Origin of the sequence: Coleofasciculus sp. C1-SOL-03 (assembly GCF_040220555.1) — a bacterium.
In the GTDB taxonomy this organism is placed as follows: Bacteria; Cyanobacteriota; Cyanobacteriia; order Cyanobacteriales; family Coleofasciculaceae; genus Coleofasciculus.
Map to the genome: position 1 here is coordinate 17,705 of NZ_JAVJUO010000241.1, position 25,341 is coordinate 43,045.

Consider the following 25,341-nt stretch of genomic DNA (forward strand, 5'->3'; position numbering starts at 1 on the left):
GAGATGAGGAGGTTAACTCAAAACTCTACCTTACCTATTGCCCATTGCCCATTGCCCATTGCCCATTGCCCATTGCCCATTGCCCATTGCCCATTGCCCATTGCCTATTCCCTGTTCCCTATTCCCTATTCCCTGTTCCCTGTTCCCTGTTCCCTAATCTCAACCGTTAACTTTAATGAAAATCCACCTACTGATCAAGTCACTGTCGATAAGCCAAAGCGAAACGGTCAATTCCGGCTAAATCGGGGATAATCTGAATCTGACAATAACGTCCCTGTTGATGCAACAACTGAGCAACAGTATTACCTTGTCCTGCCATCATTTCTATCATCCAAACGCCTCCAGGACACAGATAATCGGGAGAAGTATTAATCAGGTGGCGAATGCAGTCTAGACCATCAATTCCCCCATCTAGTGCCATAAGCGGTTCATGATCCCGGACTTCTGGCTGTAACCGTTTTAGCTCATCTTTGGGGATATAGGGAGGGTTGGAGACTATACCACTCAATTGACCTTTAAGTGCTGCCAAGGGGGAAAACCATGACCCTTGATAAAATTGAATTCTTGACTCAAATCCTAGCTGTTGAGCATTCAGTTGGGCAATAGCGAGAGCATCGCGACTGTAATCAACGGCGTGAATTGTCGCATCAGGAAACGCCTCCGCTAATCCTAAGGCGATCGCACCACTCCCTGTGCCTAAATCTGCCCACTGTCCAGCATCGAGTTGGGGTGTTGCACTTTGTCCCGCCGCACTAACTGCTAAATCAATTAAATACTCCGTTTCCGGTCGAGGAATCAGAACCGCAGGTGAAACATTCAGCGAAAAACGCCGCCAAGGAGTGATCCCCACTAAATACTGTACAGGCAAACGGTCACAAAGACGCCGCTGCCAGAGTTGAGTCAGCACTGACAGCGGATAACGTAATTCGATGTGCGATCGCGCCTTAAACGACTCTAGGCGCAGCGATAGAGGGTCAAGTCCTGCGACTTCTTGAAGCAACCAATCGACTTCAGCGACAGGGATACCAGCCTTTAAAGCTAACCGACGGGCGTCTTCTCGCCACAGCCAGAGGTCTTGACCCGATACTACAGCCAATGTCCTAGAAGATGGCTCTGGCGTTGTAGCCATGAGTAATTAACCTGATTACCCTTTAGACTAATTTAGATCTATTGAGCAGAGGATTGACGCAAAAATTGTAGAGATTCTTGCGAAGGAATGAGTAGGATTTGCTCAAGTTGAGGGTTATCCTGAGTCTGCAAGGTATTAATAATACCCTCTAGCGGCACAACCTGGATCTGAACACTCGAAGCCAGGTTAGGCTGTTGTTCCTTAAAGCGGTTGACCAAGTTCTGTAACTGCTCTTTGTCAAAGAAAAAGGGAATGACTTGCTGACCCTCCTGTTGAATCGTCAGATATCCTCCCTCTTGTCCTCCTTTTGCCACAAACAGAGGGACACCCCGAAATTCTTGCCCTTGAGGCAAAAGTTGCTGTGCTGACTGCACTTGCTGCTGCACGGGAATATAGGCAAAATCTAGACCATTGGGTTGGTTTTGACTCTGTTGATCGAGTTGGTAGACTTCTGCTAATGATACAGGTACGACCCGGACTTGGTTACCCAACTCAGGCTTTTCCCGCTTCAATCGTTCCACAAAGGCTTCTGCATCCCTCTGGCTAATAAAGACGCCTGCAACTGCTTCATTCTGATTGTTCTGATTAGGAATAGAGGCGACTAAGGGTGAGCCTTCTCCATCAGTGACTGTAAATACAGGTACGGTTTGTAACTTTTCCATCACCTGCTGTTCGGTCAAAGCCAGCGCCCGCAGATTTCCTCCAAAAAAGGAGCCGAGGAGAGTAGTCCCCACTAAGCCTAATGTTGCACTCCAGCGAACTAATGATTTCATAACAATTGCCTCTTGAGTTCCAGTTTAGCGACCTCATGAAAACTAGGATACCGCTCTCACTTGATGATGACATCTCTCTAATGAATCGAATAAATCGGTTGAAACCGTCAGGGAAAGTCTAGTCATTCTGATCTAGACTGTTTTCCTGGCACTATCGACAGTTACGATAGTTACGATAGTTCCGATAGTTCCGATTTATATCTAGCTTTCATGAGTGACGAGAGTTGAAGTCAGGTAACCCTGAGCCTTCCTAGTCATATCTGAGTTAAGAAAACTGACTAGGTTTAATCTCCTAGAGTTCCACTTGTTCAATATTTTGGTTAATGTTACCATTAAGGATTAAAAGAAAGTGGCGCGTCTATCTAACTGAAGCCTCTAAGCTTCCACACCACTCCCTTTGTACCAAAAAATTTGTACCAAAAAATCGGTTTGTACTAAAAAATCGGGATGACAGGATTTGAACCTGCGACATCCTGCTCCCAAAGCAGGCGCGCTACCAAGCTGCGCTACATCCCGATGCCTATCTTGATAGTATACCTTCGCGTCCAATTTGCCCAGTCTCAACCGCACAAAATTTAGTCAGGATACCAGAACATACCTTTGATGCCTTCAGGATCAGCCATAAATCCCATTTGCCGATAAAAATTGACCACTTGGGGATCGGCAAAGAGAGTGATATTGCTGATATCTTCACTGCGAAGTTTCTTAATGGTGTACTTCATCAACGCCTTACCCAGCCCCTTGCCTTGGAATTGGGGGTGAACCACCACATCCCAAATTGTGGCATTAAAGGCATGGTCAGATGTCGCCCGGGCAAAGCCAATCAAACGCCGAGTGTTCCCTCGCTGCTGCCACATGGACACCACTAGGAAACTATACTGAATGGCTTTACGCACTTTTCGCATCGGTCGTCGTGACCAACCCACGGCGTCGCAAAGCTCCTCTAATTCATACAGATCGAATTCTCGATCCGTACTAAACAGGATACGCCCATGGTCAGAGCGATCGCCAGACGCTGGAGACTCGCTGAAATTGGAAACGGCATCCCCTTCAAATTTTGTCGATGTCGAAGCAGTGTCAGCACTGCCAAAAAAGCTCTTCCAAAAACCCATGCCGATGTGGCTATAGCATTTTATACTGGTTATCCGTTACACAAGACCTAGCCCCAGCTACTTACGGCTAGATGTATCTAACGGGTTAGCTTGACGATTATTCAAAACGTTGACGTTTTGAACAGTAGCACTCAGGCTAATGACAAAGGCTTTCAGAAGCCCCACACTGCACTCCATCAAGTCAGTGTGTGGAGTTGTCTGTGATCATGAGTGACCTCCAGTAGGACAACTCTCACCTGACATGCTTATCGTATCACAATTGGAGCAATACGCATCAGGAAATGACTCGGAGCGAGGCTAGGTCTGCCTTGAATGGCTGTAAACCAGAATTGGCAAGGGTTGTGGCTTAAGTTGCTCCGGATGCCATTGACCCTACCCCTCCGTTAATCGCCTACACTTAAAGTTTGGCGATCAGTGGCAAATTGTGACTCAAGGCAAGACCTTCTTTAGCTAGACTGAGGCTATTGTGCCGAATTTGTGAGAGATTAACCAGATACGGCAGGTTTTTGCCTTGAGGTTGAACTTGCTGGGCTATCCTAAAAGCTTTTAACCAAAGCGAACGCCTTCTCCCCCTACTTATGGCTGCGGGTCTGAAATCATCAACACTAGAACTGCTGAAGCGCTTCAACCGGGCGTTTCCAGAATTTTATGAGCAGTTTGTCAGTAGTGAGATCCAATTACAAAACCTGAGACTGGCTTATAAACTCTACAAAACTCGGCGCGTCGTGATTGAGATCAAACCCGAAGGCTCGAAAAGCGCTCTACATTTTGCCTACCGTAACCAGTCTTTTCTCCTTAGCGATATTTTTGGGGTTTTAGCGGCTTATGGATTGACGATTCACAGCTTGAGTCTTCATGGTCAAATCAGTCCCCCCATGTTGGTGTTCATCAAGCTAGTCGTATCTCGTGGTAGCAAAGCCCTGACCTCCAAAACAGCCGATAACGTCTGCCGTGCCATTCGGGAGGCATTGGCAGGACGTTTTGAAGTCGAAGAAATGCTAGCAGTAGAATTTAATCTAGATGCTGGCTTAGAACAAGTCGAAACTGAGTTCTATGTCGATCCCGTATTTCATCTACCCGCCCTGTTAATCGAAGCCGATAACCAGCCGGGATTATTTTATAAGGTAATGTACGCTGTCTGGCAAGAAGACTTACTCGTCGTCAACGCTAACTTACTCGTCTGGCGTGGGCGTACCCGCCTCATTCTCTACTTGCTCGGTCCCAATGAAAACTTGATTCCTGAATATTTAGGTCAGAAAATTGCCGAAAGTGTTCGACAGCGATTACTAGGGCGTCGGTTTTGAGTGTTGAGTGTGTCGAGGCGGGTTGAGGAACTTTCGCCCAAGCTGTTGATGATATGGTGCTTTGTGCGTCTCCCCATCACCCCCTCACCCCATCACCCTCTTGACCACCTGTCCCAATTCTCGGATAGGATGGATGTATGGCAACGATTGAGATTCTAGGGGCTACCCACGCCTACGAATTAACACCTCCTAGGGCATCCTCGTCCCCAGTTTTGGTCTTTATCCATGGCTGGCTGTTAAGTCGTAACTATTGGCAACCACTGATTGACCGATTAGATAATGATTATCAATGTTTAGTCTATGATTTGCGGGGATTTGGTGATTCTCAATCCCCAACTGATAAAACACCCAACCCTAAATCGGGTTTGGGAACTACTACCTGTGGCGAGGCGGCGGCTAACGATAGTGCTGCATTGACATCAGCTCAATGTTCATCGACTGGCGTTGATGCCACTCATTTATCGACCAGCAACTACACCCTTGCGGCTTATGCCAGGGATTTAGGTATTCTACTCGAAAAGCTGGATATCGATAACGCTTGGCTGATTGGTCACTCTCTGGGTGGCAGCATTGCCTTGTGGGGAGCATCAGTGGCATCAGAACGGGTCAAGGGGGTGATTTGTCTGAATGCGGGGGGCGGCATTTATTTAAAAGAAGAGTTTGAACGATTTCGCAATGTCGGGAAACAGTTGGTCAAACGCCGCCCTCAGTGGTTATGTTATCTGCCCTTGATTGATGTACTGTTTACACGAGCGCAGGTGGCGCGTCCCCTAGCACGGCGTTGGGGACGACAACGGGTGATTGATTTTGTTGTGGCTCACCCAGAAGCAGCACTGAGGAGTCTCTTGGATTCGACAACCGAGGCTGAGGTTCACCGTTTGCCTCAAATGGTCTCACAGCTTCAGCAGCCTGTTTATTTTTTAGCAGGTGCGAATGATACGGTAATGGCTCCTAAATATGTGCGCCATCTGGCGAGCTTCCATAAGCTTTTTCAAAATGGCGGTGCTAATGTGATTGAAATTCCTAATTGTGGTCACCTGGCAATGGTGGAACAACCCGATATTGTGGATACTCAAATTCGCAGGATTTTGGCGGAGTCTGTGAGTTGAGCTTAAGTACAGTTACAAAAACGGTAACAACTCAGGGGTAAAGATGGGGGTGGGGCATACTGGCAAAAGGATTACAGGCACAACTCAGTACACGATCGCAAACAGGGATTGGAGGTTCAGAACCGGGCTGGCGTCTGAATTCCTTTCCCTTTCTCTATTCCTGTTCTCAAATGCAGCAACATGATCCCAGAGACTATCAGATTCTGTTTCTCTCACTGTTCCTGGTATTGGGTATTGGTACGAGAGATTGGACATTACAGCCTCAGTTTATCGGTGTTGCGATCGCGACTTGTTTGCTGACCCAGTATATCAGTAGAGACGTAGCATGCTACGTCTCTACATGGCGCGTCTGGAGAGACAAGCAGGAATGTTTACTAATCCCCAATCCTCAATCCCTAATATCCCTCAAAAGTGCCATGATTACGGCATTAGGGTTAAGTTTACTCCTGCGAGTCGATCAGTACAGCACGATGATCTTGGCAGGGGTACTGGCGATTTTAAGTAAATTTCTGTTTCGATTCCAAGGTAAACATTTTTTTAATCCGGCTAATTTTGGCATAATTTCAGTTTTAATCCTGACAAAGGATGCCTGGATTTCTCCAGGACAGTGGGGAGAGGGGGGTTGGTATGTCCTATTATTTGCCGGAACTGGGGGCATGATTTTAAAACGAGTGGGGCGTTGGGATACAACGGCGGCTTTTTTCGGTGCTTATGCGTTACTCGAAGCCGTTCGCAATCTTTGGTTGGGCTGGACATGGGATGTCTGGGCGCATCGGTTGATGAGTGGCTCGTTTTTGTTGTTTGCCCTGTTTATGTTAACTGATCCTCGCTCGATTCCCAATGCTAGGGTGAGTCGTTTACTCTGGGCTGTCAGTATTGCGATTTTAACCTTTATTCTGCGAAATCATTTCTTTATGTCTACAGCCGTTTTCTGGGCATTATTTGCCCTTTCTCCTCTAACACTGCTTTTAGATTGGATTTGGGCATCACCAAGATTTGTTTGGAAGTTTTCAGGTGACGGTTGATTGGTAAATAGAAAAAGTCAGGAAGTAAGTTAATGGAGTTGATTTCATTCCCATTAAGTTGTTTAACTATACCCTAATCTCTTGGGAATGACAAATGACCAATGACCAATGACCAATGACGAAAATGTGAGCCGATGATGAAAAAGCTATTACAGGTATTAATTGCGTTAGCTTTGGCAGTTTTTGCCATCATGATATTTGCGCCAAAAGCCTTAGCCTTTTGTGGATTTTATGTGGCAAAAGCAGATACACAGCTTTACAACCAAGCCTCTCAAGTGATTATCGCACGGGATGGCGATCGCACGATTTTGACGATGGCGAATGACTATCAAGGAGATGTTCAAGATTTTGCCGTGGTTGTGCCTGTTCCGGTGGTGTTAGAGCAAGAACAAGTACAGGTAGGAAATCCCAAGATTATCGAACGACTCGATGGGTTTAGTGCGCCGCGATTAGTCGAATATTTTGATCCAAATCCCTGTATGCCTCCTGCACCAAGGGAACTTCGATCTTTATCGGGAGGAGTAACATCATCAGCAGATAATAGTGCAGGAAATCGGGGAGACAGTGCTTTAGGTGTTACGGTAGAATCGCGTTTTTCAGTTGGCGAATACGATATTTTAATTCTCAGTGCTAAAGAATCGGATGGGTTGGAAACCTGGCTGAGGCGTAATAATTATCGCATCCCGCGTGGTGCTAGTCGGCTACTACAACCGTATATTCGCCAAAATATGAAGTTTTTCGTGGCGAAAGTTAATCTGAAAGAATTTGAATCAGGGGGTTCTCAATTGCTCCGCCCTTTACAGATGGCTTATGAATCACCGCGTTTTATGTTACCGATTCGTTTAGGAATGATTAATGCCACAACTGAGCAAGATTTAATTGTTTATATTTTATCCCCCAACGGTCAAGCAGAGGTGACTAATTATCGCACGGTTCAAATCCCGTCTAATGTGGGACTTCCTCTATTTGTTAAGGATGAGTTTGATCAATTCTATAAAGCCATGTTTCAGAGGGCGTATGAGCAAGAACAGAAAAAAGTGGCGTTTTTAGAATATGCCTGGGATATGGGATGGTGCGATCCCTGTGCGGCTGACCCCTTAAGCCGAGATGAATTAGAGCAAGCGGGTGTGTTTTGGTTAAATCCTAATGCAGCAAATAATGTCTTTATTAGCCGTTTACACGTTCGCTACACTCGTGATACCTTTCCCGAAGATTTAATGTTCCAAGCAACAGGGAGTCGGCAAAACTTTCAAGGTCGATATGTCTTGCGACATCCTTACACCGGGGAAATGAATTGCCCCGCCGCCGATGAGTATAAACGCACGTTGAATCAACGATTTGAACAGGAGGCGCAGACGTTAGCCAAGCTGACGGGATGGCAAATTGGCGATATTCGTCAGAAAATGGATATTCCGGAAACTCAACCGAGTCGGTGGTGGCGCAGGATTTGGAATTGACAAGAGCGTGATGGTTATCTATAGGGTTTTGATTCAGGATAAATAGATAATCAGTGTCTCAATAGGGCTTGCTGAATCAGCGTTGTGGTGAGGATAGGCAACAGGCAACAGTTTAATATTGAGCAATTTCATCGGAGTCAGCTATCCTATATGACTGAACATCAAGAACTAACGATTCTAACGATAGTCCTCCTGGATTAAGTTTTGGGATAACGGCTCTCGCCGGACTTGCGGTAACTCAGGGAATTTACAAGGTTTTATGGATTTTGGTTTTAGAAGGATGGGGAATTGACCAAGGATTTACTCTCAGAGTATGTTTATGAACAGAAGAAAGGGGAAAACGTTACTCTCGGCTGCTCCTTTCCTCTGGTAATGGCTAATCTGGAGAGGATAAATGTCCGACGTTCAAGATGCATCACCCAATCAACTGGTTTGTACAGTCTTGCCGACTTACGACGAGCGTGACAATATTAGTGCGCTGATTGAGCGCCTGCTGGCGAGTAACGCGGCACCTTACCTGGTGCTTGTGGTTGATGACAACTCCCCTGATGGCACATGGGAGATTGTAGAACAGTTTGCCGATCGCTATCCTATTTCCTCTACTTCACCAGAGGATGGCAACACGGTAGGAGTTGCCTTAGTCCGGCGTATTGGTGAAAAAGGGCTAACCTCGGCTATCCAGCGTGGCATTGATGAGGCGATTCACACCTATAATGCTGGAATCGTCACTTGGATGGATTGTGACCTCTCTATGCCCCCTGAAGACGTACCCCGGCTGGTGCAAGCTATCCAGAAAAACGAAGCCGATGTTGCCTTTGGTTCCCGGTGGGTTCCGGGGGGAACGGATAGAGCTCACGGTTTAATGGCTCGCACCCTGAGTTGGATTATCAATTCCTTCGCCAGAGTGATGCTATACAGCCGGATACATGATTACACCAGTGGCTTCATCGCCGCCCGTGCCGAAGTCTTGGAGCGCATCAAGCTGCGTGGGGGTTATGGTGAATACTGCATCGATTTGTTATACCGTGCCAAACGACTGGGCTACCAACTCGTGGAAGTCCCTTACATCTGCGTACCTCGTACAGCGGGCGAGAGCAAAACGGGTTTAAACTTGTGGGATTACTTGGTCAAAGGACGCAAATATGTGTCAACTATCTGGCAGCTTTCTCGGAAAAAATCCTGAACTTAGAGGTTGCTGAATAAGTGTTGTGGTAAGGGGAGGGAACAGGCAACAGGCAATAGTTGAGGGAAGATTGTATGAGCGCCTCCTCCAAAATGCTACCGTAGGGTGGGCATTGCCCACCAGCCTTAATCTGAAGTTCCCCCAGCCAAAAAATCAAAACTGCCTCACCGTGCGGCTTTGAGCGATTTTTTAGCCGCCCTACATGGGTACGATTTTTGAGGGGTTTGAGCTCTCAAACCATTACCGTAAAAGGCTTTAACCTGGGTGCAGTACATCTGTATGGGGGAACTTCAGCTTAATTCATTTAAAATCAGGGGCTAAAGCCCCTACTACGAACCTAACCTATTCCACAATTTTAGCGGTGTGAGTAGGGATTAGGTTACGGTTTCTAATCCCCTAGAAATGTTGGGAATCTGGTTCTGCGTTATTGCCCCGCTTCCAGTTTCATCCCTCGGATGAATCGCGAGGGCTTTCACCATCGCTTATCTGTAAAACCTCTTTAACGGTGACAGCGACTCGTTCTATCTGTTCAGGGGTTAACGCCATACCACTGGGAATATAGAAGCCTCGGCGGGCTAAACGTTCAGCGACAGGGCAAGACTCCCCTTTGAACAGTCCCATCTTATGAAATACAGGCTGTTCGTGCATGGGCCAAAAGAAGGGGCGACTGCCAATTTTATGCTCTCTTAATCGTTTCATTGCCTCTTTCGCATCAAAAGGCACGTCATCGGTTAAGACGACACCATACACCCAGTAAATGTTTTCCGCATAATCGGTGCGGGGAAGGGGTAACTCTAAACCTGCTACATTCCCAAGAAGTTCTGTGTAACGGTGTCCCATCTGGCGTTTACGACTTACAAATTCATCCAACCGTTCTAACTGAGCCAGTCCGACGGCGGCTTGTAAGTTGGTCATGCGTAGGTTCCAGCCTAAGTCTTCATGGACAAAACGTTGCTGGGGTTGAAAACACAGATTTCGCAGAGAACGACAGCGTTGAGCTAGGTTGTCGTCATCGGTGACGATCATTCCCCCTTCACCTGTAGTAATGTGTTTATTGGGATAAAAGCTAAATGTACTAATATCACCTAAGCTGCCACAAGGTTTCCCCTTATAGGTTTGACCATGCATTTCAGCCGCATCTTCAATCACCAATAAGTTATAGTTTTGGGCTAACGCTTGGATGGCGTCCATCTCTACAGGTAAGCCGTAAATATGGACAACCATAATGGCTTTGGTTTTGGGGGTAATCTTTGCTTCTATCTGCTCAACATCCATATTCCAGGTGTCAGGATTGCTGTCCACAACCACTGGAATCGCTCCCGCCCTCACAATCGCAGTGGCACAGGAGATAATTGTGAATGTGGGCAGAATGACTTCATCCCCTGCACCAATTCCCAGAGCAACGATAGCCGCATCTAGAGCCATGGAACCATTACTCACGGCTATGCCATGTTTTCGTTCCACACGAGTGGCAAATTCGGCTTCAAATTGCTTGACGAATGGTCCTTCAGACGAAATCCATCCGGTGTCTATACATTCATTGAGATATTGCTTTTCTTTGCCGTCTAACAGAGGTTCATTGACCGGAATTGGTTCTCCCATAGTTGGTTAATCCGTTATCTTGACCTGTTTGCTCTCAACGCCGGGGAAACGAGTCTTGTCCTCATTCCCCACATAAGGACCTTGCTTGACTTCAATCATTTCTACTTCTTCTAAGACTTCAAAGCCATGTCCTCCTTTAATCAGGAGAATGACATCCCCCGCTTCTAGAATATGACTCTCTAAATACTGTTGCTGTTCGTCATAAAAATCGACTCGGAGTTTTCCTTGTTTAATAAACAGAACTTCCTGAGTATAAAAGACTTCTCGACGGACTTGATTGTGGATGTGAGGAGTAATCGTTTTTCCCGTCGGATGCCTCATGTAGGCTAGTTGTTGCGAAAAGCTGTCGGGGGTAAAAAAGTGAATACCAGGTTGGTTAAATTCAGTGGTAATAATAATGGCAAATACTTCTTGGTGATGAACAATTTCTTGTAGTTGCTTTTTGCGAGGTTTTATTAACATTGGGGTTCTCAAAGTAGGGGTAAATCAAGACGACATTGGCGCTCTAACTAAGACTTAAAGTATAGCTCAACGATTACTCGTCTACAAGGGTTGCTTAATCGAGGCTTCGTAGATGGGATATTTGCCAAACTGACCTAAATTAGACAATTCAATCTGAAAGCGCTGCTCACCTTTAGTGAATTGGAGATTATCCTGGCTATCTTCGGGTGGCTGGCATTTTCGATAAGGATAGCATACATAAATAAATTGATCCTGATTCTGCTCCACTAATACTTTACTCAATTTAACTAAATCATTGCTAGTTTCAGCTTGAAAAAAGAACTTTTTGCCTCTCAGAGGGGGTTCTAGCAATTGAGCCGCGTATTGATGAGACACTGCAATCACCCGTTCTGGACTTTCTTCCAAGAGTTGGGTGGCGGGAGGAACTCCTTGATGCGCTTTCTGCAACGCCACTGTGCCTAAGTAGGTGTTTTTGTGGATACCAATGGCTAAAAGGACAACAACAGTAAAAATGCTGATGTATCGGAAAAGGGGACGTGATCTGTCCTTGATGAAATTTAACTCCTCTATCGTTACCCAGGTGACTAGGGGGATAAGAGACAATAAGTATCGCGGTCCCCACTGCTTACCCCCAACCGCAATCTCGTCTGCACCAGAATCTAACAATAAACAAGCACCAGCAGTGAACATCACACAGATTAGATAAATTACCCCTATCCTAGCATTGAATTTTACCTCAATTTTTCTGAACACATACAGCCACGCGATCGCGAGAAAGATTGGCAGACTATATTGCTTAATCGCTGTCTTTAACTCAGCCGCACCTCCGGTCAGAAACAGATACCCAGCAGCGGCAATTAATAGACCGATTATACCCAGAGTAATGATTTTCAGGTTCAGTTTAGCTTCTAGTTTCTTCAAGCCATACAAGAGCAAGTAAAGTAGCGGAAAAAAGGCGATCGGGAAATACTCAAATCCGACGACACTGAGTTCCTGGAAATTGCCCCAAGCCTCGGCAAGGCGGCGAGTCCAAGAGAACTCCTCGACAATTTCTACCGCATGCATTCCCAGAAAAAGACCGTAAACCAGTTTGTTGGCGACAAAAAATAGGCTAACTGCCGCAAACATACTCGCGATAAAAGTTACCTTATTTTTGGCTAAATAATGGATAGATTTGAAATTAAACTTGTTAAATAAATTCAAAAAATTACTCTTAGCCAAGGCAGCAATAATTACCACAGCGGATAACGTCGCCACCATAGACAAAAACTCGGGTCTAAACCAAGCCGATAAACCGATTAAACCGCCACTGACTACAGCACTGGGTTTCGATAAACCCGATGGATATCCGAGCATTAGCAGCATTGCCATACCTGCAAAGCAAAGCGCAACGGCAAGGCTATGCTCCCAATACATGGCACTATACAGGGTTAAGTGGGAGGCAAAGATCAGACTAATTAAGGCAATTGAGGTATGAAATGCGCTAACCTTTAAACGTTTACAGGTAAGATAGAAAGTACCCCAGATTGCCCATGTAGCAACTAACGGAACCAGATAAAGACCTCTGAAGCCAAAAAGTGCATAAAATGGTGCGGTGACTAGGGGAAACGTAAAGGGAAAGGTAATGTAATAGCGCCCCGTTACATTGTAGACAAACGGTGGTGCATAAGGATATAATCCATCCTGCCAAAGATTTCGCACCCAGGCTTCTGTGGGTTGCCAAAGATCAAAGCGCCATTCACCCGTACTTAACTGCTGTGCTAGTAAGGATTTGAGCGCAGCATCGCCGCTAAAATAGGTATCTTCGGGAATTTGAAATTGTAAATAGAGTGAAAATAAAACTCCAATGACAATGATCCCTAGAGGAATCGGCTCAAGCTTGATTTTCATGAGTGTGTATGGTGGCGATTAATCATCAACCCGAACATTGTCTCTAGCAGAGTCGTTTAGGCGACGTGGCGTCAAGCAACAACTTGATCATTATATAACTGAGTTCCTTGGCAGCGTCGTGATTTGCAATGGCTGCCATTTATTTTACATTTATTTAAAAATCTGTGGCAACCACCGAAAATTTCGTTTATTCTAGGAAAACCATTGTTTTTGACCAATACAGCTTGATAACCCTGGTAGTCTTTAGAGGATTATATTCATATTTATTTACAAAACGTAAAATACTCCGGCACGTTGATGGCGTATCCTTCACCTAACCTTTACAATTAACGGTTGTATAGTTATATAGTTTTAATTTTATGTGGAAACCCTTTAAGCTCGGATCTTGGTTAATCACGGCGGGTGTCGCTTGGTCACTCGGTTACATTTATAACGTCCACCATGGCGGTGAATTAAGCTTCCTGCGAAAAATGTATGAACACAAGATGGCAGTTGCTGAACAAGTACAAGCACCAACGAGAGTGCTGATTGTGGGGGGGTCAGGAGCGAATTATGCCACGAGTGCGGCGGCGATAGAAGCGGAACTGGGTATTCCGGTGTTCAACCTGGGATTGGATGGACCGGTGGGGCTGAATGTAATCCTGCCTAGTACGTTAGAGCAAGTGCGCCCTGGAGATATTGTTTTACTGATTCCTGAAGATTTAATTCTTTTAGATGATGATGGATTGTTAGACCGTTCGGTGCCATTTGGGATTGCCATTGGACGACCAGGTTTGGGTGATGTTCCGCCTCAGCAGCTTGCTGAAAACCTATTGCTGGTGGGGACACCGACTCTACGAGGATTGACGAAATCGACAATAGATTTGATTGAAAAAGGCGAAATGACGGGATATTATTCCGATCCCTTTACTGACCGAGGAGACCCCACAGTGACAAAAGTCCGCCATGGTAAGTGGTGGAAATGGAAAATTAAGCAACCGATTTCTGCTCATGCCATAGACCGAATCACGGAATTTCGGGAGCAGGTGGAAGCCAAAGGCGCTACTTTAGTTTTATCCTTACCGTGGGTCTATGCGAGTACCGAGCAAGAGTCGATCGCGAATATGAGAAAGATTGCGACGGAGTTAGAAAAAATTGCCCCTGTAATCGCCTATGATCAAGAAACGTTTAACTTAAAAAGTGATTCGAGTTTGTTTGCGGATACGCACCACCACCTTTTACCGGACAGTCGGAAAATTAGAGCGAGAGAACTGGCTGAAGGATTAGAACCCTTTGTTAAGAAAGACCGCACCGGGGCGAAGTAAGTCAAGTCAGGAAATGTCGAATTTTCGGAGTTCATCGGGCTAACTTAAAACGGGTTCAAGTGCTGAACGGGTTTTCTCGATACCAAAGAAGGTGTAAGTAGGTTGGTGGAAATAAATTTAACTAGATTAAGTTATGTAAACAAGCCTCAAACCCTTACTGTTCCCTGTTCCCTGTTCCCTGTTCCCTAATCTCCACCGCTAACTTTAATTGTGTCCACCTACTTATTTGATTATGGTTGGTGATAAAGTAAAAACTAAACGTCCTTTAGCCGCTAAGATAGAGGAAGTGTTTGGGCTTGACCTGCGATCGCTAGCAGTTTTTCGCATCGGTCTGGCGTTGATGGTGATTTGGGATTTAATCATCCGGGTTAAAGGGTTAAATGCTCATTATACGGATTATGGGATTCTCCCGCGTAGCGCCCTAATTGACGAATTCCTCAATTCCTGGTACTTTTCGATCCATTTAATTAGCGGTCAGCCTTTTGTCCAAGGGCTACTTTTTTTATTGGCATTTTTTATCGCCTTGGCGATGTTGGTGGGATATCGCACCCGACTCGCAACAATTGCGACGTGGGCGTTAGTTATCTCTCTACAAAACCGTAATCCGGCTTTAATTTTTGCCGCCGATGATGTGCTGAGAGCCATCCTATTTTGGGCTATGTTTTTACCCTTGGGTGCCTGTTATTCGGTGGATAGTGCGCTGAATACATCAACCCAACCGTTACCGAAGCGGGTTGTCTCTGGTGCGACGTTTGCCTTGATGGTACAACTCTGCTTTATTTATATGTGGTCGGCGGCATATAAAACCCAGAGTGAGATTTGGTGGCCCCAAGGCGATGCGGTTTATTATTCTTTAAGTTTCGATCAGTATGTATCGGGATTTGGTCTATTTTTACTGAGCTTTCCGCCACTCCTGTTAAAAGCAATTACATTCAGCGCCCTCTGGTTTGAATGGATTGGACCGTTGATGATATTTATTCCCTTCCGGAATAGCTTTTTCCGCTGCGTGGCGATTGTTTCGTTTATTCTGTTACATGTTGGGTTTGAGTTAAGTTTTGAACTGGGGGTTTTATCGTTTCTGAGTATGGCGACGTGGCTAGCGCTGCTTCCGAGTCCGGTTTGGGATGGACTGGCTAAGCGGTTGAATACCGATAAACGTCGCGGGTTAAGGATTTATTATGATGCCGATTGTGGCTTTTGTAAGAAGGTTGTCCACCTAATTCGCACGGTCTTAATTTTGCCGAGAACTCCGTTACGAATGGCTCAAGATGATGCGTCGATTTGTGCGGATATGGAAGCCCAAAATTCTTGGGTGGTTGTGGATTGGCAAGATAATCGACATTTTAAGTTTGAAGCTATCGCCTATGTGGTTAGTCTGTCGCCGTTATTTGGGTTCTTGGCTAGGGTGTTGAGATGGCGTCCAGTCATGGCAGCAGGGACAAGGTTTTATGAGACAATAGCATCTAATCGACGCACGGCGGGGATGTTGACGAAGCCGCTCAAGTTTCGCCCGATTGAGGTGCGTCCTTCACGGCTGCTGAATGCGATCGCGTTAATTTTACTAATGTTTACATTTATTTGGAATCTTCGCAGTTTTGCGGCTCAAACCTTTACCCGACGACCGGTTGAGAAAGATGACTGGATTAGTGCGACGCATAAGTTTTTGAATCGCCGGACATTTCAGCGCATTGATCCGGTGAGTCGTTTGACGCGATTGGATCAGTCGTGGAGTATTTTTGCGCCGTCACCGCCTCTCGATGATGGTTGGCATGTGATTGAAGGTAAACTGAAGAATGGCAGTGAAATCGATGTTCTTCTCGGTGGGGGTGCGGTGAATTGGGAAAAGCCGACTCCTAAGCAGCTAAAGGCTATTTATGGGAATCAGCAATGGCGGGTTTATTTCATCAATTTAAATCGAGCGATCGGGAAAAAGCTTTATCCTTATTATGGACAGTATCTCTGTCGGACGTGGAATGCTACCCATGAAGGCGGTAAGGAATTGGAGAGTTTTGAGATGTATTTTATGGATGAGAGAACTGTACCGCCTGGTGAACCTCAAGATGTAGAGAAGGTTAAGAGATTTGAGCAATCTTGTTCGGATTAGTTACCCTTTTTTTGCCAGGGCGATTGAAATCGCTGCTACACAAGCAAAGTCCGCCTACGCGGACTGAATTATAATAGGGGTGGCTAACCCGGATTTGGTATTAAGGGTAAGTTAAGTAGTCGGACTGGCATAAAACGGTACTGTATTAAGTGCAAGTAAATCAACCTCAAATCCTTACTGTTCCCTGTTCCCTGTTCCCTGTTTCCTGTTCCCTCCCTTCACCACAATACTGATTCAGCCAACCCTAATGAGTTCAATCCTAACTACCCCACTCACTGAATTTCTGTCTCAACCTAATATTGAGTCGTCTCCAGCGTGGGAATTGATCAATGGGTGTGCGATACAAAAGCCGATGCCAACCCTTTTTCACTCGCGGCTACAACGCAATCTGGTTAATTATATTAACCGTCATACGGATAGGTTTGAAGCGGTACAAGAACTACGTTGTTTAGTTCCGCCCTATTCTCCAGTCCCAGATATCTCTATTATTAGGATTGATCGTCTGTCGGAAGAGGATGGACCTTTTGATGGCGCACCCGATTGGTTGATTGAAATTCGCTCACCTGACCAAAGTACGTTAGATTTACAGAAAAAGATTCTCCATTGTCTCAGCAATGGTACACAATTAGCTTGGTTAATTGACTCCGGAAGTGAACAGGTTTGGGTATGGCAGGGAGATAATTTACCAACCATCTGTTCAGGTTCAGAGGCTTTGCCTATTTTGGGTAATTTGCCTCAATTGACTGTTGATGCTGTCATGGCAATGACTCGCCGCTTATAATGGGCAAGCTGTCAGGGTGTCGGTTGGGTTGACGTAAGGAAACTCAACAGAATCGAGCGCCAACTTCGTTAATCAATGAAGACATGGGAATTTTCCAACGCACACCATCGCGTATCCCTTGACGACTCAGCCCAGTAATGAGATTGTTAAAAACATCAACAATAGAATCAGAGTAGAAATTGTCATGGCGAATGGACGACCGACTGGGGTGACGATTCTCGCTGTTCTCAGTATCATTGGAGGTATCCTGTATATTCTCGCCGGATTGGGAGCGACTGTGCTTGGCGGATTCGTGAGTAATGTGGAGGGTGAGGCGCAAGCAGAAGTTGTTGGTGCAGGCGTGGTGATCTTTGGTGTTATTATAGCGCTTATCCTTGGCGTACTGTATCTAGTGGTGGCTTATGGCTTGTTTACTTTAAAACAATGGGCGTGGAGTTTCACGATTGTATTCCAAATCACTAGCATCATTAACGCTCTCTATGGGCGATTTGCAGAAGGTAATATTGTGGGTTCGATTATCTCCATCATCATTGCTGGAGTGATTTTATATTACCTGAATCAAACAAGTGTGAAACGAGCATTTGGCAGAGCGTAATTAAGTACAGTTATTAGCGCTGATTTATCGATATCTAATTAATGCAAGAGTTATACAGCAGATTTCAGGTTGATGAGGTACAGCCTTAAGCAAGATCCCCGACTTCTTGGAGAAGTCGGGGATCTGTCTGTGTACCTCACTTACTTGAAAAGCGCTGTAAGTAGGTGGACTTTCATCAAAGTTAAAAGTTAAGATCAGGGAACAGGGAACAGCAAGGGTTTGAGGACGATTTACTTGCACTTAATACAGTACTGTTTTATGCCAGTCCGACTACTTACTCAATATAATTCACTCTCGGAGAATAAAGGGTGTTGGAGCCGGATTTTGCGCGAAGGGGTAGGTGTTTTTTTGAGCGAACCCAAATTTTTGGCTGTAATGCAGTGGGGGTAAGGCTTTGGCAGGTTTTGACGGTGAAGGGCAGCCGCGCTCCTTACAGGGTAAGGGTTTCAGCGATTTTCATTCTTTGACAGGGGTAGATATGATAGGTAAAATAGGTCAGCCGCGCATTCGTGAACTGGAATCTTTACCCAGAGCAGTTTTCAGGATGCGGCTCTAACAATTCCCCTTCGGGGGGATTGAGGATTGAAACGATATTTATACGGTAGCGGCAAGAGTGACGGCTGTCCTTGCTAACAATTCCCCTTCGGGGGGATTGAGGATTGAAACCAATATCCGCGACATTACGTTGCCGTCACCTAAGCTAACAATTCCCCTTCGGGGGGATTGAGGATTGAAACAACATCTAATCTAGGACAAAATATCGACGATACCTAACAATTCCCCTTCGGGGGGATTGAGGATTGAAACTAGAGTATCAAAGCTGCGAACATCCAGAATGGGAGCTAACAATTCCCCTTCGGGGGGATTGAGGATTGAAACACCAGAAGGTTTCAGGCTTGATTTTGACCGTACACTAACAATTCCCCTTCGGGGGGATTGAGGATTGAAACATGTCAAATATAACCGAGAAAGAAGTACGCCAAATCTAACAATTCCCCTTCGGGGGGATTGAGGATTGAAACAAATACACCGGGATTATCCAGGCGCGATCGCCCACTAACAATTCCCCTTCGGGGGGAATGAGGATTGAAACACATTTTCTGGAATATCACCCACAATCCGCACATCATAATCACTATATACTCGTGGTGGTTTTTCCGGTGTGCGGTTTTCAATCTTCAATAACTCAAACAGTTTATGAGTCGGATAATTTCCCAACGCCGACTCGTGACTAAACACCCATACCCCACGAGTTGCCATCATTCCCCTGGCGGAGGAACGATCAAACTCAAAACACTTGACTAATGCTTGCCAAAATAACGCTAAATCCGCCTCCGTTACCCCGGTTTGTTTGGCAAATTGGGGACAATAAAACCCATGGGCTTTATACAATCCGTAGGGAATAATATTTTTCCGCCCCATGGTTTTATTCTCTTTCCCCTGTTCATTGCTATCCGTTGCGGCACACCGGGTAATTGATAAATTCATCGGTAGCACCGGATCAAGAGATTCCCCAAAGGTTAATTGTACCGCACCACGCACTTGTCCGGCATTTTTCCCCGTAGATAAAACCGCGCCAAACATACGAATGTCATAGAAATTCTGACACATCCAATCCCGTGCTTCGTCAACATCTTTGGGATTGGTTAGCCTTTTTTTCTTGGCATCCACTTTATCGGTCAACCCTTTAGCCGAAACCGCTTCATCAATTGCCTCATTTAAAATAGCGCCTTCACTGACAAAAATCCGCTGATCTGATGCCAGGGTGACAAAGTTGCGAATCTTGCGTTTTAGACAAGCATCGGTGACTAATCCATGTCCGGTTTGTAAGTCGGTTCGGGGTGTATTATCGGCATCGGGATCACCATTGGGATTGCCATTGGTGCAGTCAAATAGCCAGATAAAGTCATGTTTTTTGCTGGGGTCAAGGTGAGTCGTCATTGGTTCTTTGTCCTTCGTCATTGGTTATTGGTCATTTGTGACATCATTCATCGGTTGTTTCCGCTTTGCTTTTCTTCGTATTCAACTCACTCCAAAAGCCTAAATCAAAATAAGCTTGAGCGCCAATACTAAACGTAGTGGGAATAGCTGTAGTTTGAGCCAATTCTGCGATCGCGCCATTAATCTGGGCAAGCTGGGAGACAAACCACTGGGCTAATCCACCCTCTAATACAGCTAAATGATTTTTTGCCCCCGATGCGAGGCGATGACTCATGGGAACGGGAGAAAATCCGGCTGTGGCATAACATTTAACCGCATTGGTATTAGCTAAATCGCTTTTTTGAGCCGCCCGTTGTAACTTGGCGTAGGTGGCTAAAAGTCGCCCATACTGAAACGCGATCGCTTCTTCTTCTGTGATCACCTTTTTCCCTTGCTGTTTCCTCACTTGTTTCACTCCTTCACTATACATATTTAATAGCACCGCACGGGGATAACTCACGGTTTGCTCAATGCGATTTCGACTACAAACTCGTTGGATTAAATCCATGGGCAAAGCTTCACCATAAACCGCATTTCGCATCAATGCAGTTACCGTGCGACTTTGGATTTCTTTCGCTTCCCGATACCCCGCCGCCGCCAACCGCCAGACGCCCAAATATCCGCGATGATCAAACTGATTCCAGCCAATCACTTCTTGACGCTTTAACCATTGTTCATAGTGATTAACAAACTCCGGTTCTTTACCATGAATCCAATCCCGAACCACTAATCGACTGGTATAACCGGATAATGCCAAAATATTAAACTCCCAATCCGGGTTGATTTGTTGCGGTTTGTGGAATAGATTCAGATAATCTCGCACGGTTTCTACACTTGGCGTTTCAAATAAATGCCGCGTCATTCCCCCAGAATCTGCCCAGAAAACAAAGGTTGTGTTGCCAATATTAATATGATGATTGTCGTCCCGTAACAGATAACTCAGGGCTTGGGAAAATTGTTCATCAGCTTCGGCGCTAATTGGTGAAACTAATGCACCCGATAACCCGTAAGACGAACAGGATTTATCATAGGCACTAATTAAAGAAGCCCCCGCCGAATTTGTCCCCGGTACGCCTTTAATCTGCAAGGAAAACTTCGTGGTTACGGGTAATTCTTCCCCCGTCACTAAACACTGCATCACCGGGCGATCGCTGGCGGTGAGTTCATCTATATATCGCGCCCAAAATTGTTGCACGGCGGGTAAATCATGAATATAGCCAGGGACTTGATCGATAGTAAAAGTGACGGTTTGCTTGGGTTGAAGTTCTTCGAGTTGAGGATGAGAATTGAGGAAGGTTAAGATAGCCTGAACCGCTGGTTCTTGTGTGGCTTGATAACAGCGTTGTAAGAGGGCGCGATAGGCTTGAGCTTTTTCTCCATCACCGAAAATATAGTCAACGGTATCGGTAATTAATTTAGGCTGAATCGCATTGCGGCGAATATGGGGACAGGATATTTTTTGACCCGATTTCGGCTTTTTGGCTTTACCTTTGCGGTCATATTGGGGGGTAGTGAGTTCAATAAGACGATTAAAACTGCCATCGGAATTGAGAATAATTTGCCAGTAAATTGTCGATTCGGCGTAGGCTTTGGCGGGAAGGTTAAGGGTGTGGGAGAGTTTAACTAATTCAGCGAGTATGGTCATAGTTTTATTATAAGTTGGAGTTTGTCAATGTCACTGTTCGATCGCCCTAAATCCCCATGCAAAAAATGCGAAGCAACATCTGGTCTCCCCCATGAAACAAAAAGCGAAGCAACATCTGGTCTCCCCCCTCTTGTCGGGGGGAATGAGGGGGGTTGGGGGACGGGAGGGGGATCTAAAAAGGGGGACTTTGAATGCTGTGATAGAGTTGGACTGATTCCGGGAGTATTGTCATTGTTTTGTTGTCAGTTGGATTGTCTCAATGTCACTGTTCGATCGCCCTAAATCCCCATGCAAAAAATGCGAAGCAACATCTGGTCTCCCCCTTTTGAAGGGGGACGGAAGGGGGATCTATAAGGGGGACTTTCTAATCCAGTCCGCGCAGGCGGACTTGGTTTGTGTAGCTGCGACTTCCAGTCGCCAGATTCATCAACCTACCCGACAATCCATCACACCCTTTTGAATCGAGGCGCGAAAAAATATCGGTTTTACTCCTTCTGATGTAAACTCAATATGATGCAGCATTAATCCTAAATCGGTAGTTAAATCAATGGGCTGTTCATTATCCGTTGGCTGACTAAAATACGCCACGAATTCTCGACAGCCTAAATAGGGTTGCTGAAAACATTGCCCCTTGGCTAATCGGCGTTTAAATATTTCCAGATATTTGGTTAAGGGATCAGTTGCATGAGACTGACGCTGCATCTGAATCGTGACTAAATAGGCGACATCGTTTAAAATTAGGGCATGTCGCTGGGTGCGATCGCGCTCAATTTCTAGGATTCCTCCACTTTGGGCAGTACGATAAGATTGGCGCGATTTTAGGCTATTCCGTAGAATCGAAGCTTTCTGAATGGATTTGAGAATACTAATCTGAATCACCTGATACTGAATTTCAGGTTTCCAGAAAATAGACTCGGCGATTCCTTTGGCGGCGGAGGGGGTAATTACATCATAGCTGACTTGTTCAGTTTTAAATTCGGGGCGGGTAAATAAAGCGCGATCGCCCCAAATTTTGAAGGTGATTTCGTTGGCTTGGCTACTCATCTCCTGTTCCGTTGAGGATTCAGTATGATTACCTTTATAGCATTTATAAATGAAAACCCCCTCACCCCCAGCCCCTCTCCCACCAGGGGAGAGGGGAGTAAGAATGAATTAGAAATACCCAACCATGACTTCAGATTCTCCACAAACTCATTCTATAATGCCTGATCAATCGCCTCAGTCTAACATCCGGATTTCTCGCCCTCCTCGTCAAGATGGAACTGTTCAAACGGTTAAAGAACATTTAGAAGAAACAGGCGTGATCGCGGCTTCTGTTCACCCCCTAGCTGAAATCGCTGGAAAATGGCATGATTTAGGTAAATTTGACCCCGCTTGGCAGCAGTATTTACAAGCTAGTATTGCTGGGAATAAATGTAAATCTCCTGGACATGCTATTCATGGTGCAGAGTTAGCCTGGAAAAAAGGACTTCATGGCGTAGCATTTGCCATTTTAGGACATCATTCTGGATTACATAATCTCGGTGGCGCAGGTGGTATCCAGCAGAAGCTGAAAGGGGATCAGCATTGGCAATCTATCCAGGCGATCGCTAAAGATGAATTAGGCGATAATTTCTTTACTTGTCCTTCCCATCATCCGGAACATCCTCTCACCGAAGAGTTATTAATTCGGATTATTTTCTCGGCGTTAGTTGATGCAGATCGAGAAAGTGCTGCCCGATTTTTGGGTGACGGGGATACCGTTACCCCTCCAACTCTAGACCAATTAATCCCCCAATTTGAAACCCACTATCACCATCTGATCCAAAATGCAGCAGATACCCCCATCAACGCCATTCGCCGGGACATTTATCACCATTGTCAAGCCGCCGCCACCCTAAAACCAGGATTTTTTCGCCTCACCACGCCCACGGGTGGAGGGAAAACCCTAAGTGTCATGGCATTTGCCCTCCATCATGCCCAAAACTACCAGCAAAAACGAATTATTTACTGTCCACCGTTCACCAGTATTATTGAACAAGCCGCCCAAGTTTATCGAGAGAGTTTCTCGGAAAATGCGGTATTAGAACATCATAGTGGTGTGGTATTCGATACCCATACTGACGAATTACACCATTACCAATTCGCCGCCCAACGTTGGGATTATCCGATTATTGTATCCACAACCGTTCAACTGTTTGAAAGTCTGTTTAGTCGCCGCCCCAGCCAATGCCGGAAAGTGCATCGCATCACCAATAGTGTGATTATTTTAGATGAAGTTCAGGCATTACCGACAAACTACCTCAATCCAATCATGTCCATGTTACGGGGATTGGTGGACAAGTGGAATTGTTCTGTGGTATTCTGTTCAGCAACTCAACCCTGGTATGGGATTCTTGATCTGCCAGAAATTCGCGATATTGTACCGTTAAATCAGCGTCAAAACCACGCCAAAACACTCCAGCGAGTCGAGTATCACTATCAGCCACAAGCCTGGGATTGGCGTGATTTACTCCAGGATATCCGCCAACGTTCCCTGAAGAATGCCCTTGTCGTTGTTAGTGCTAAAATCGATGCCCGTCAGGGATTTGAGGTATTATCGGAACTGGGAAATACCTTTCACCTGAGTACGAATATGTACGCCGCCCACCGTCGCCGGGTACTCAGCCAAGTGCGCGATCGCTTGAATCAGGATTTGCCTGTTTATCTGATCAGCACCCAGTTAATCGAAGCCGGAGTAGATATAGACTTCGCGGCTGGGTATCGTGCGATCGCGGGTTTAGATTCTATCGTTCAAACCGCAGGACGAGTGAACCGGAATCATATATTAAATCACGCTTATCTTACTATATTTGAACTCAAAAATCAAGGGTTTCCGCAGCAAGACAGGGACAAAATTCAAATCACCCGCAATTTACTCAAAGCGGGTCAATCTTTACACGATGAAGCCAGTTGTCAAGACTATTTCAAAAGCTTTTTAGCCAATCCTGCGGTTAATTTAGATCAGCGGGATATTCAAAAGCGAAGAGAAGGCTTTATGTTCAAAGATATCGATACTCACTTCCAAATGATTGAGGATAATAACGTCAATGTGATTATCCCCCTAGAAGACACCGCCAAACAACTGATTGAATTAGCGCAAAAGCAACAGAGATTGAGTCAAAAAGAATGGCGACTCCTGCTGCACTATGCCGTCGGCGTCACTCCCAAGCTAGCCAATGCTTACTCTCAAGAAATATTCCCCGGCTTACGAGTTTGGATCGGCGACTATAATCCTAATTTTGGTATTGTTACCGAATAGGCGATGATGGTGGGGAAGGGCGGGTTTTGTTGAAAGGTTATTGGATTGGTTTCTGGGTTAATTTTATCCCTAAACCCGCCCCTACATTGGATTTATTGTGCCAATATCAGATTTATAGATTAAGCTTAAACTGGACAATAAAACCTAGGCGATTTTTAGGCGCGATCGCATCCCAAATCGGTCGGGGTAAATTGGGGATTGAGGTGAACGGTTGGAGAAGGGCGGGTTTTGTTGAAAGGTTATTGGTTTCTGGGTTAATTTGTCCCTAAACCCGCCCCTACATTGGATTTATTGTGCCAATATCAGATTTATAGATTAAGCTTAAACTGGACAATAAAACCTAGCCGATTGTTAGGCGCGATCGCATCCCAAATCGGTCGGGGTAAATTGGGGATTGAGGTAATCCGTTGGCTGAGATGGTGGGGAAGGGCGGGTTTTGTTGAAAGGTTATTGGTTTCTGGGTTAATTTTATCCCTAAACCCGCCCCTACATTGGATTTATTGTGCCAATATCAGATTTATAGATTAAGCTTAAACTGGACAACAAAACCTAGGCGATTTTTAGGCGCGATCGCATCCCAAATCGGTCGGGATAAATTGGGGATTG

General features: G+C 45.6%; 18 protein-coding genes, 1 tRNA gene, 1 pseudogene and 1 CRISPR repeat array. Of the genes and pseudogenes, 10 read left to right on the plus strand and 10 right to left on the minus strand.

The window, feature by feature from the left end; translation table 11 throughout:
* Window positions 1-199: 199 nt before the first annotated feature.
* From prmC to RIE73_RS36380, 4 genes are all read right to left on the minus strand, one after another.
* Entirely contained in the window at window positions 200-1,129 is a 930-nt protein-coding gene (gene prmC / locus RIE73_RS36365) for a peptide chain release factor N(5)-glutamine methyltransferase (RefSeq protein WP_446405799.1), read from the minus strand.
* Window positions 1,130-1,167: 38 nt separating this feature from the next.
* Window positions 1,168-1,902, minus strand: a complete 735-nt coding sequence (locus RIE73_RS36370; protein WP_446405800.1) for a Tic22 family protein — start codon at window positions 1,900-1,902, stop codon at window positions 1,168-1,170.
* A 442-nt stretch (window positions 1,903-2,344) separates the two neighbouring features.
* Window positions 2,345-2,418 (minus strand) — tRNA-Pro (locus tag RIE73_RS36375).
* Window positions 2,419-2,477: 59 nt separating this feature from the next.
* Window positions 2,478-3,014 carry a GNAT family N-acetyltransferase gene (locus RIE73_RS36380; protein WP_446405801.1) on the minus strand — a complete coding sequence of 179 codons (537 nt, stop codon included), beginning with the start codon at window positions 3,012-3,014 and terminating at the stop codon, window positions 2,478-2,480.
* Between the two features lie 578 nt (window positions 3,015-3,592).
* Here RIE73_RS36380 and RIE73_RS36385 point away from each other — a divergent pair.
* The 5 genes from RIE73_RS36385 to RIE73_RS36405 all read left to right on the plus strand — a co-directional run bounded on the left by RIE73_RS36385 (window position 3,593) and on the right by RIE73_RS36405 (window position 9,092).
* The gene (locus RIE73_RS36385) at window positions 3,593-4,318 is read left to right on the plus strand and encodes a hypothetical protein (RefSeq protein WP_446405802.1); all 726 of its coding nucleotides are present in this window, start codon (window positions 3,593-3,595) and stop codon (window positions 4,316-4,318) included.
* Between the two features lie 137 nt (window positions 4,319-4,455).
* Window positions 4,456-5,427 (plus strand): alpha/beta fold hydrolase, encoded by a 972-nt coding sequence (locus RIE73_RS36390; protein WP_446405803.1) that lies wholly within the window; start codon window positions 4,456-4,458, stop codon window positions 5,425-5,427.
* Between the two features lie 170 nt (window positions 5,428-5,597).
* Complete coding sequence (locus tag RIE73_RS36395) at window positions 5,598-6,452, plus strand: RnfABCDGE type electron transport complex subunit D (protein WP_446405804.1); 855 nt, start codon at window positions 5,598-5,600, stop codon at window positions 6,450-6,452.
* A gap of 137 nt (window positions 6,453-6,589) precedes the next feature.
* Entirely contained in the window at window positions 6,590-7,909 is a 1,320-nt protein-coding gene (locus tag RIE73_RS36400; RefSeq protein WP_446405817.1) for a DUF2330 domain-containing protein, read from the plus strand.
* 394 nt (window positions 7,910-8,303) lie between these two features.
* Entirely contained in the window at window positions 8,304-9,092 is a 789-nt protein-coding gene (locus tag RIE73_RS36405) for a polyprenol monophosphomannose synthase (RefSeq protein ID WP_446405805.1), read from the plus strand.
* 444 nt (window positions 9,093-9,536) lie between these two features.
* Here RIE73_RS36405 and RIE73_RS36410 read toward each other — a convergent pair whose 3' ends face one another.
* The 3 genes from RIE73_RS36410 to RIE73_RS36420 all read right to left on the minus strand — a co-directional run bounded on the left by RIE73_RS36410 (window position 9,537) and on the right by RIE73_RS36420 (window position 13,046).
* Window positions 9,537-10,694, minus strand: a complete 1,158-nt coding sequence (locus tag RIE73_RS36410; protein ID WP_446405806.1) for a DegT/DnrJ/EryC1/StrS family aminotransferase — start codon at window positions 10,692-10,694, stop codon at window positions 9,537-9,539.
* 6 nt (window positions 10,695-10,700) lie between these two features.
* Window positions 10,701-11,156: a hypothetical protein gene (locus RIE73_RS36415; protein ID WP_446405807.1), complete on the minus strand. Its 456-nt coding sequence runs from the start codon at window positions 11,154-11,156 to the stop codon at window positions 10,701-10,703.
* Between the two features lie 81 nt (window positions 11,157-11,237).
* Window positions 11,238-13,046 (minus strand): LA_3751/LA_3752 family putative glycosyltransferase, encoded by a 1,809-nt coding sequence (locus RIE73_RS36420; protein ID WP_446405808.1) that lies wholly within the window; start codon window positions 13,044-13,046, stop codon window positions 11,238-11,240.
* Between the two features lie 359 nt (window positions 13,047-13,405).
* On the opposite strand from RIE73_RS36420, the gene RIE73_RS36425 reads away from it, so the two are divergent.
* The 4 genes from RIE73_RS36425 to RIE73_RS36440 all read left to right on the plus strand — a co-directional run bounded on the left by RIE73_RS36425 (window position 13,406) and on the right by RIE73_RS36440 (window position 17,830).
* Complete coding sequence (locus tag RIE73_RS36425) at window positions 13,406-14,350, plus strand: hypothetical protein (RefSeq protein ID WP_446405809.1); 945 nt, start codon at window positions 13,406-13,408, stop codon at window positions 14,348-14,350.
* A 232-nt stretch (window positions 14,351-14,582) separates the two neighbouring features.
* A complete protein-coding gene (locus RIE73_RS36430) occupies window positions 14,583-16,454 on the plus strand; it encodes a DCC1-like thiol-disulfide oxidoreductase family protein (protein ID WP_446405810.1) in 1,872 nt (623 codons plus the stop codon).
* A gap of 247 nt (window positions 16,455-16,701) precedes the next feature.
* Window positions 16,702-17,235, plus strand: coding sequence for a Uma2 family endonuclease (locus RIE73_RS36435; RefSeq protein WP_446405811.1), 534 nt, complete (start codon window positions 16,702-16,704; stop codon window positions 17,233-17,235).
* Window positions 17,236-17,419: 184 nt separating this feature from the next.
* Window positions 17,420-17,830 (plus strand): hypothetical protein, encoded by a 411-nt coding sequence (locus RIE73_RS36440; protein ID WP_446405812.1) that lies wholly within the window; start codon window positions 17,420-17,422, stop codon window positions 17,828-17,830.
* A 552-nt stretch (window positions 17,831-18,382) separates the two neighbouring features.
* Window positions 18,383-18,923: direct repeats of the CRISPR family, unit length 37 nt; unit sequence CTAACAATTCCCCTTCGGGGGGATTGAGGATTGAAAC.
* Window positions 18,924-18,958: 35 nt separating this feature from the next.
* On the opposite strand, the pseudogene cas7c reads toward RIE73_RS36440, so the two are convergent.
* The 3 genes and pseudogenes from cas7c to cas5c form a co-directional block, all read right to left on the minus strand.
* A pseudogene (gene cas7c / locus RIE73_RS36445) lies at window positions 18,959-19,792 on the minus strand (type I-C CRISPR-associated protein Cas7/Csd2); the annotation flags it as partial.
* A gap of 22 nt (window positions 19,793-19,814) precedes the next feature.
* A complete protein-coding gene (gene cas8c, locus RIE73_RS36450) occupies window positions 19,815-21,455 on the minus strand; it encodes a type I-C CRISPR-associated protein Cas8c/Csd1 (protein WP_446405813.1) in 1,641 nt (546 codons plus the stop codon).
* Between the two features lie 426 nt (window positions 21,456-21,881).
* Window positions 21,882-22,499, minus strand: a complete 618-nt coding sequence (gene cas5c / locus RIE73_RS36455; protein WP_446405814.1) for a type I-C CRISPR-associated protein Cas5c — start codon at window positions 22,497-22,499, stop codon at window positions 21,882-21,884.
* Between the two features lie 124 nt (window positions 22,500-22,623).
* Here cas5c and RIE73_RS36460 point away from each other — a divergent pair, with 124 nt between their 5' ends.
* The gene (locus tag RIE73_RS36460; RefSeq protein ID WP_446405815.1) at window positions 22,624-24,735 is read left to right on the plus strand and encodes a CRISPR-associated endonuclease Cas3''; all 2,112 of its coding nucleotides are present in this window, start codon (window positions 22,624-22,626) and stop codon (window positions 24,733-24,735) included.
* Window positions 24,736-25,341: the final 606 nt, after the last annotated feature.

Bases quoted from the DNA above. Each gene is read 5' to 3' on its own strand.
- cas5c (WP_446405814.1), bottom strand. From the start codon at position 22,499: ATGAGTAGCCAAGCCAACGAAATCACCTTCAAAATTTGGGGCGATCGC.
- RIE73_RS36370 (WP_446405800.1), bottom strand. From the start codon at position 1,902: ATGAAATCATTAGTTCGCTGGAGTGCAACATTAGGCTTAGTGGGGACT.
- RIE73_RS36415 (WP_446405807.1), bottom strand. From the start codon at position 11,156: ATGTTAATAAAACCTCGCAAAAAGCAACTACAAGAAATTGTTCATCAC.
- RIE73_RS36440 (WP_446405812.1), top strand. From the start codon at position 17,420: ATGGCGAATGGACGACCGACTGGGGTGACGATTCTCGCTGTTCTCAGT.
- cas8c (WP_446405813.1), bottom strand. From the start codon at position 21,455: ATGACCATACTCGCTGAATTAGTTAAACTCTCCCACACCCTTAACCTT.
- RIE73_RS36390 (WP_446405803.1), top strand. From the start codon at position 4,456: ATGGCAACGATTGAGATTCTAGGGGCTACCCACGCCTACGAATTAACA.
- RIE73_RS36425 (WP_446405809.1), top strand. From the start codon at position 13,406: ATGTGGAAACCCTTTAAGCTCGGATCTTGGTTAATCACGGCGGGTGTC.
- RIE73_RS36410 (WP_446405806.1), bottom strand. From the start codon at position 10,694: ATGGGAGAACCAATTCCGGTCAATGAACCTCTGTTAGACGGCAAAGAA.
- RIE73_RS36385 (WP_446405802.1), top strand. From the start codon at position 3,593: ATGGCTGCGGGTCTGAAATCATCAACACTAGAACTGCTGAAGCGCTTC.
- RIE73_RS36420 (WP_446405808.1), bottom strand. From the start codon at position 13,046: ATGAAAATCAAGCTTGAGCCGATTCCTCTAGGGATCATTGTCATTGGA.
- RIE73_RS36380 (WP_446405801.1), bottom strand. From the start codon at position 3,014: ATGGGTTTTTGGAAGAGCTTTTTTGGCAGTGCTGACACTGCTTCGACA.
- RIE73_RS36460 (WP_446405815.1), top strand. From the start codon at position 22,624: ATGACTTCAGATTCTCCACAAACTCATTCTATAATGCCTGATCAATCG.
- RIE73_RS36400 (WP_446405817.1), top strand. From the start codon at position 6,590: ATGAAAAAGCTATTACAGGTATTAATTGCGTTAGCTTTGGCAGTTTTT.
- RIE73_RS36405 (WP_446405805.1), top strand. From the start codon at position 8,304: ATGTCCGACGTTCAAGATGCATCACCCAATCAACTGGTTTGTACAGTC.
- RIE73_RS36395 (WP_446405804.1), top strand. From the start codon at position 5,598: ATGCAGCAACATGATCCCAGAGACTATCAGATTCTGTTTCTCTCACTG.
- RIE73_RS36435 (WP_446405811.1), top strand. From the start codon at position 16,702: ATGAGTTCAATCCTAACTACCCCACTCACTGAATTTCTGTCTCAACCT.
- prmC (WP_446405799.1), bottom strand. From the start codon at position 1,129: ATGGCTACAACGCCAGAGCCATCTTCTAGGACATTGGCTGTAGTATCG.
- RIE73_RS36430 (WP_446405810.1), top strand. From the start codon at position 14,583: ATGGTTGGTGATAAAGTAAAAACTAAACGTCCTTTAGCCGCTAAGATA.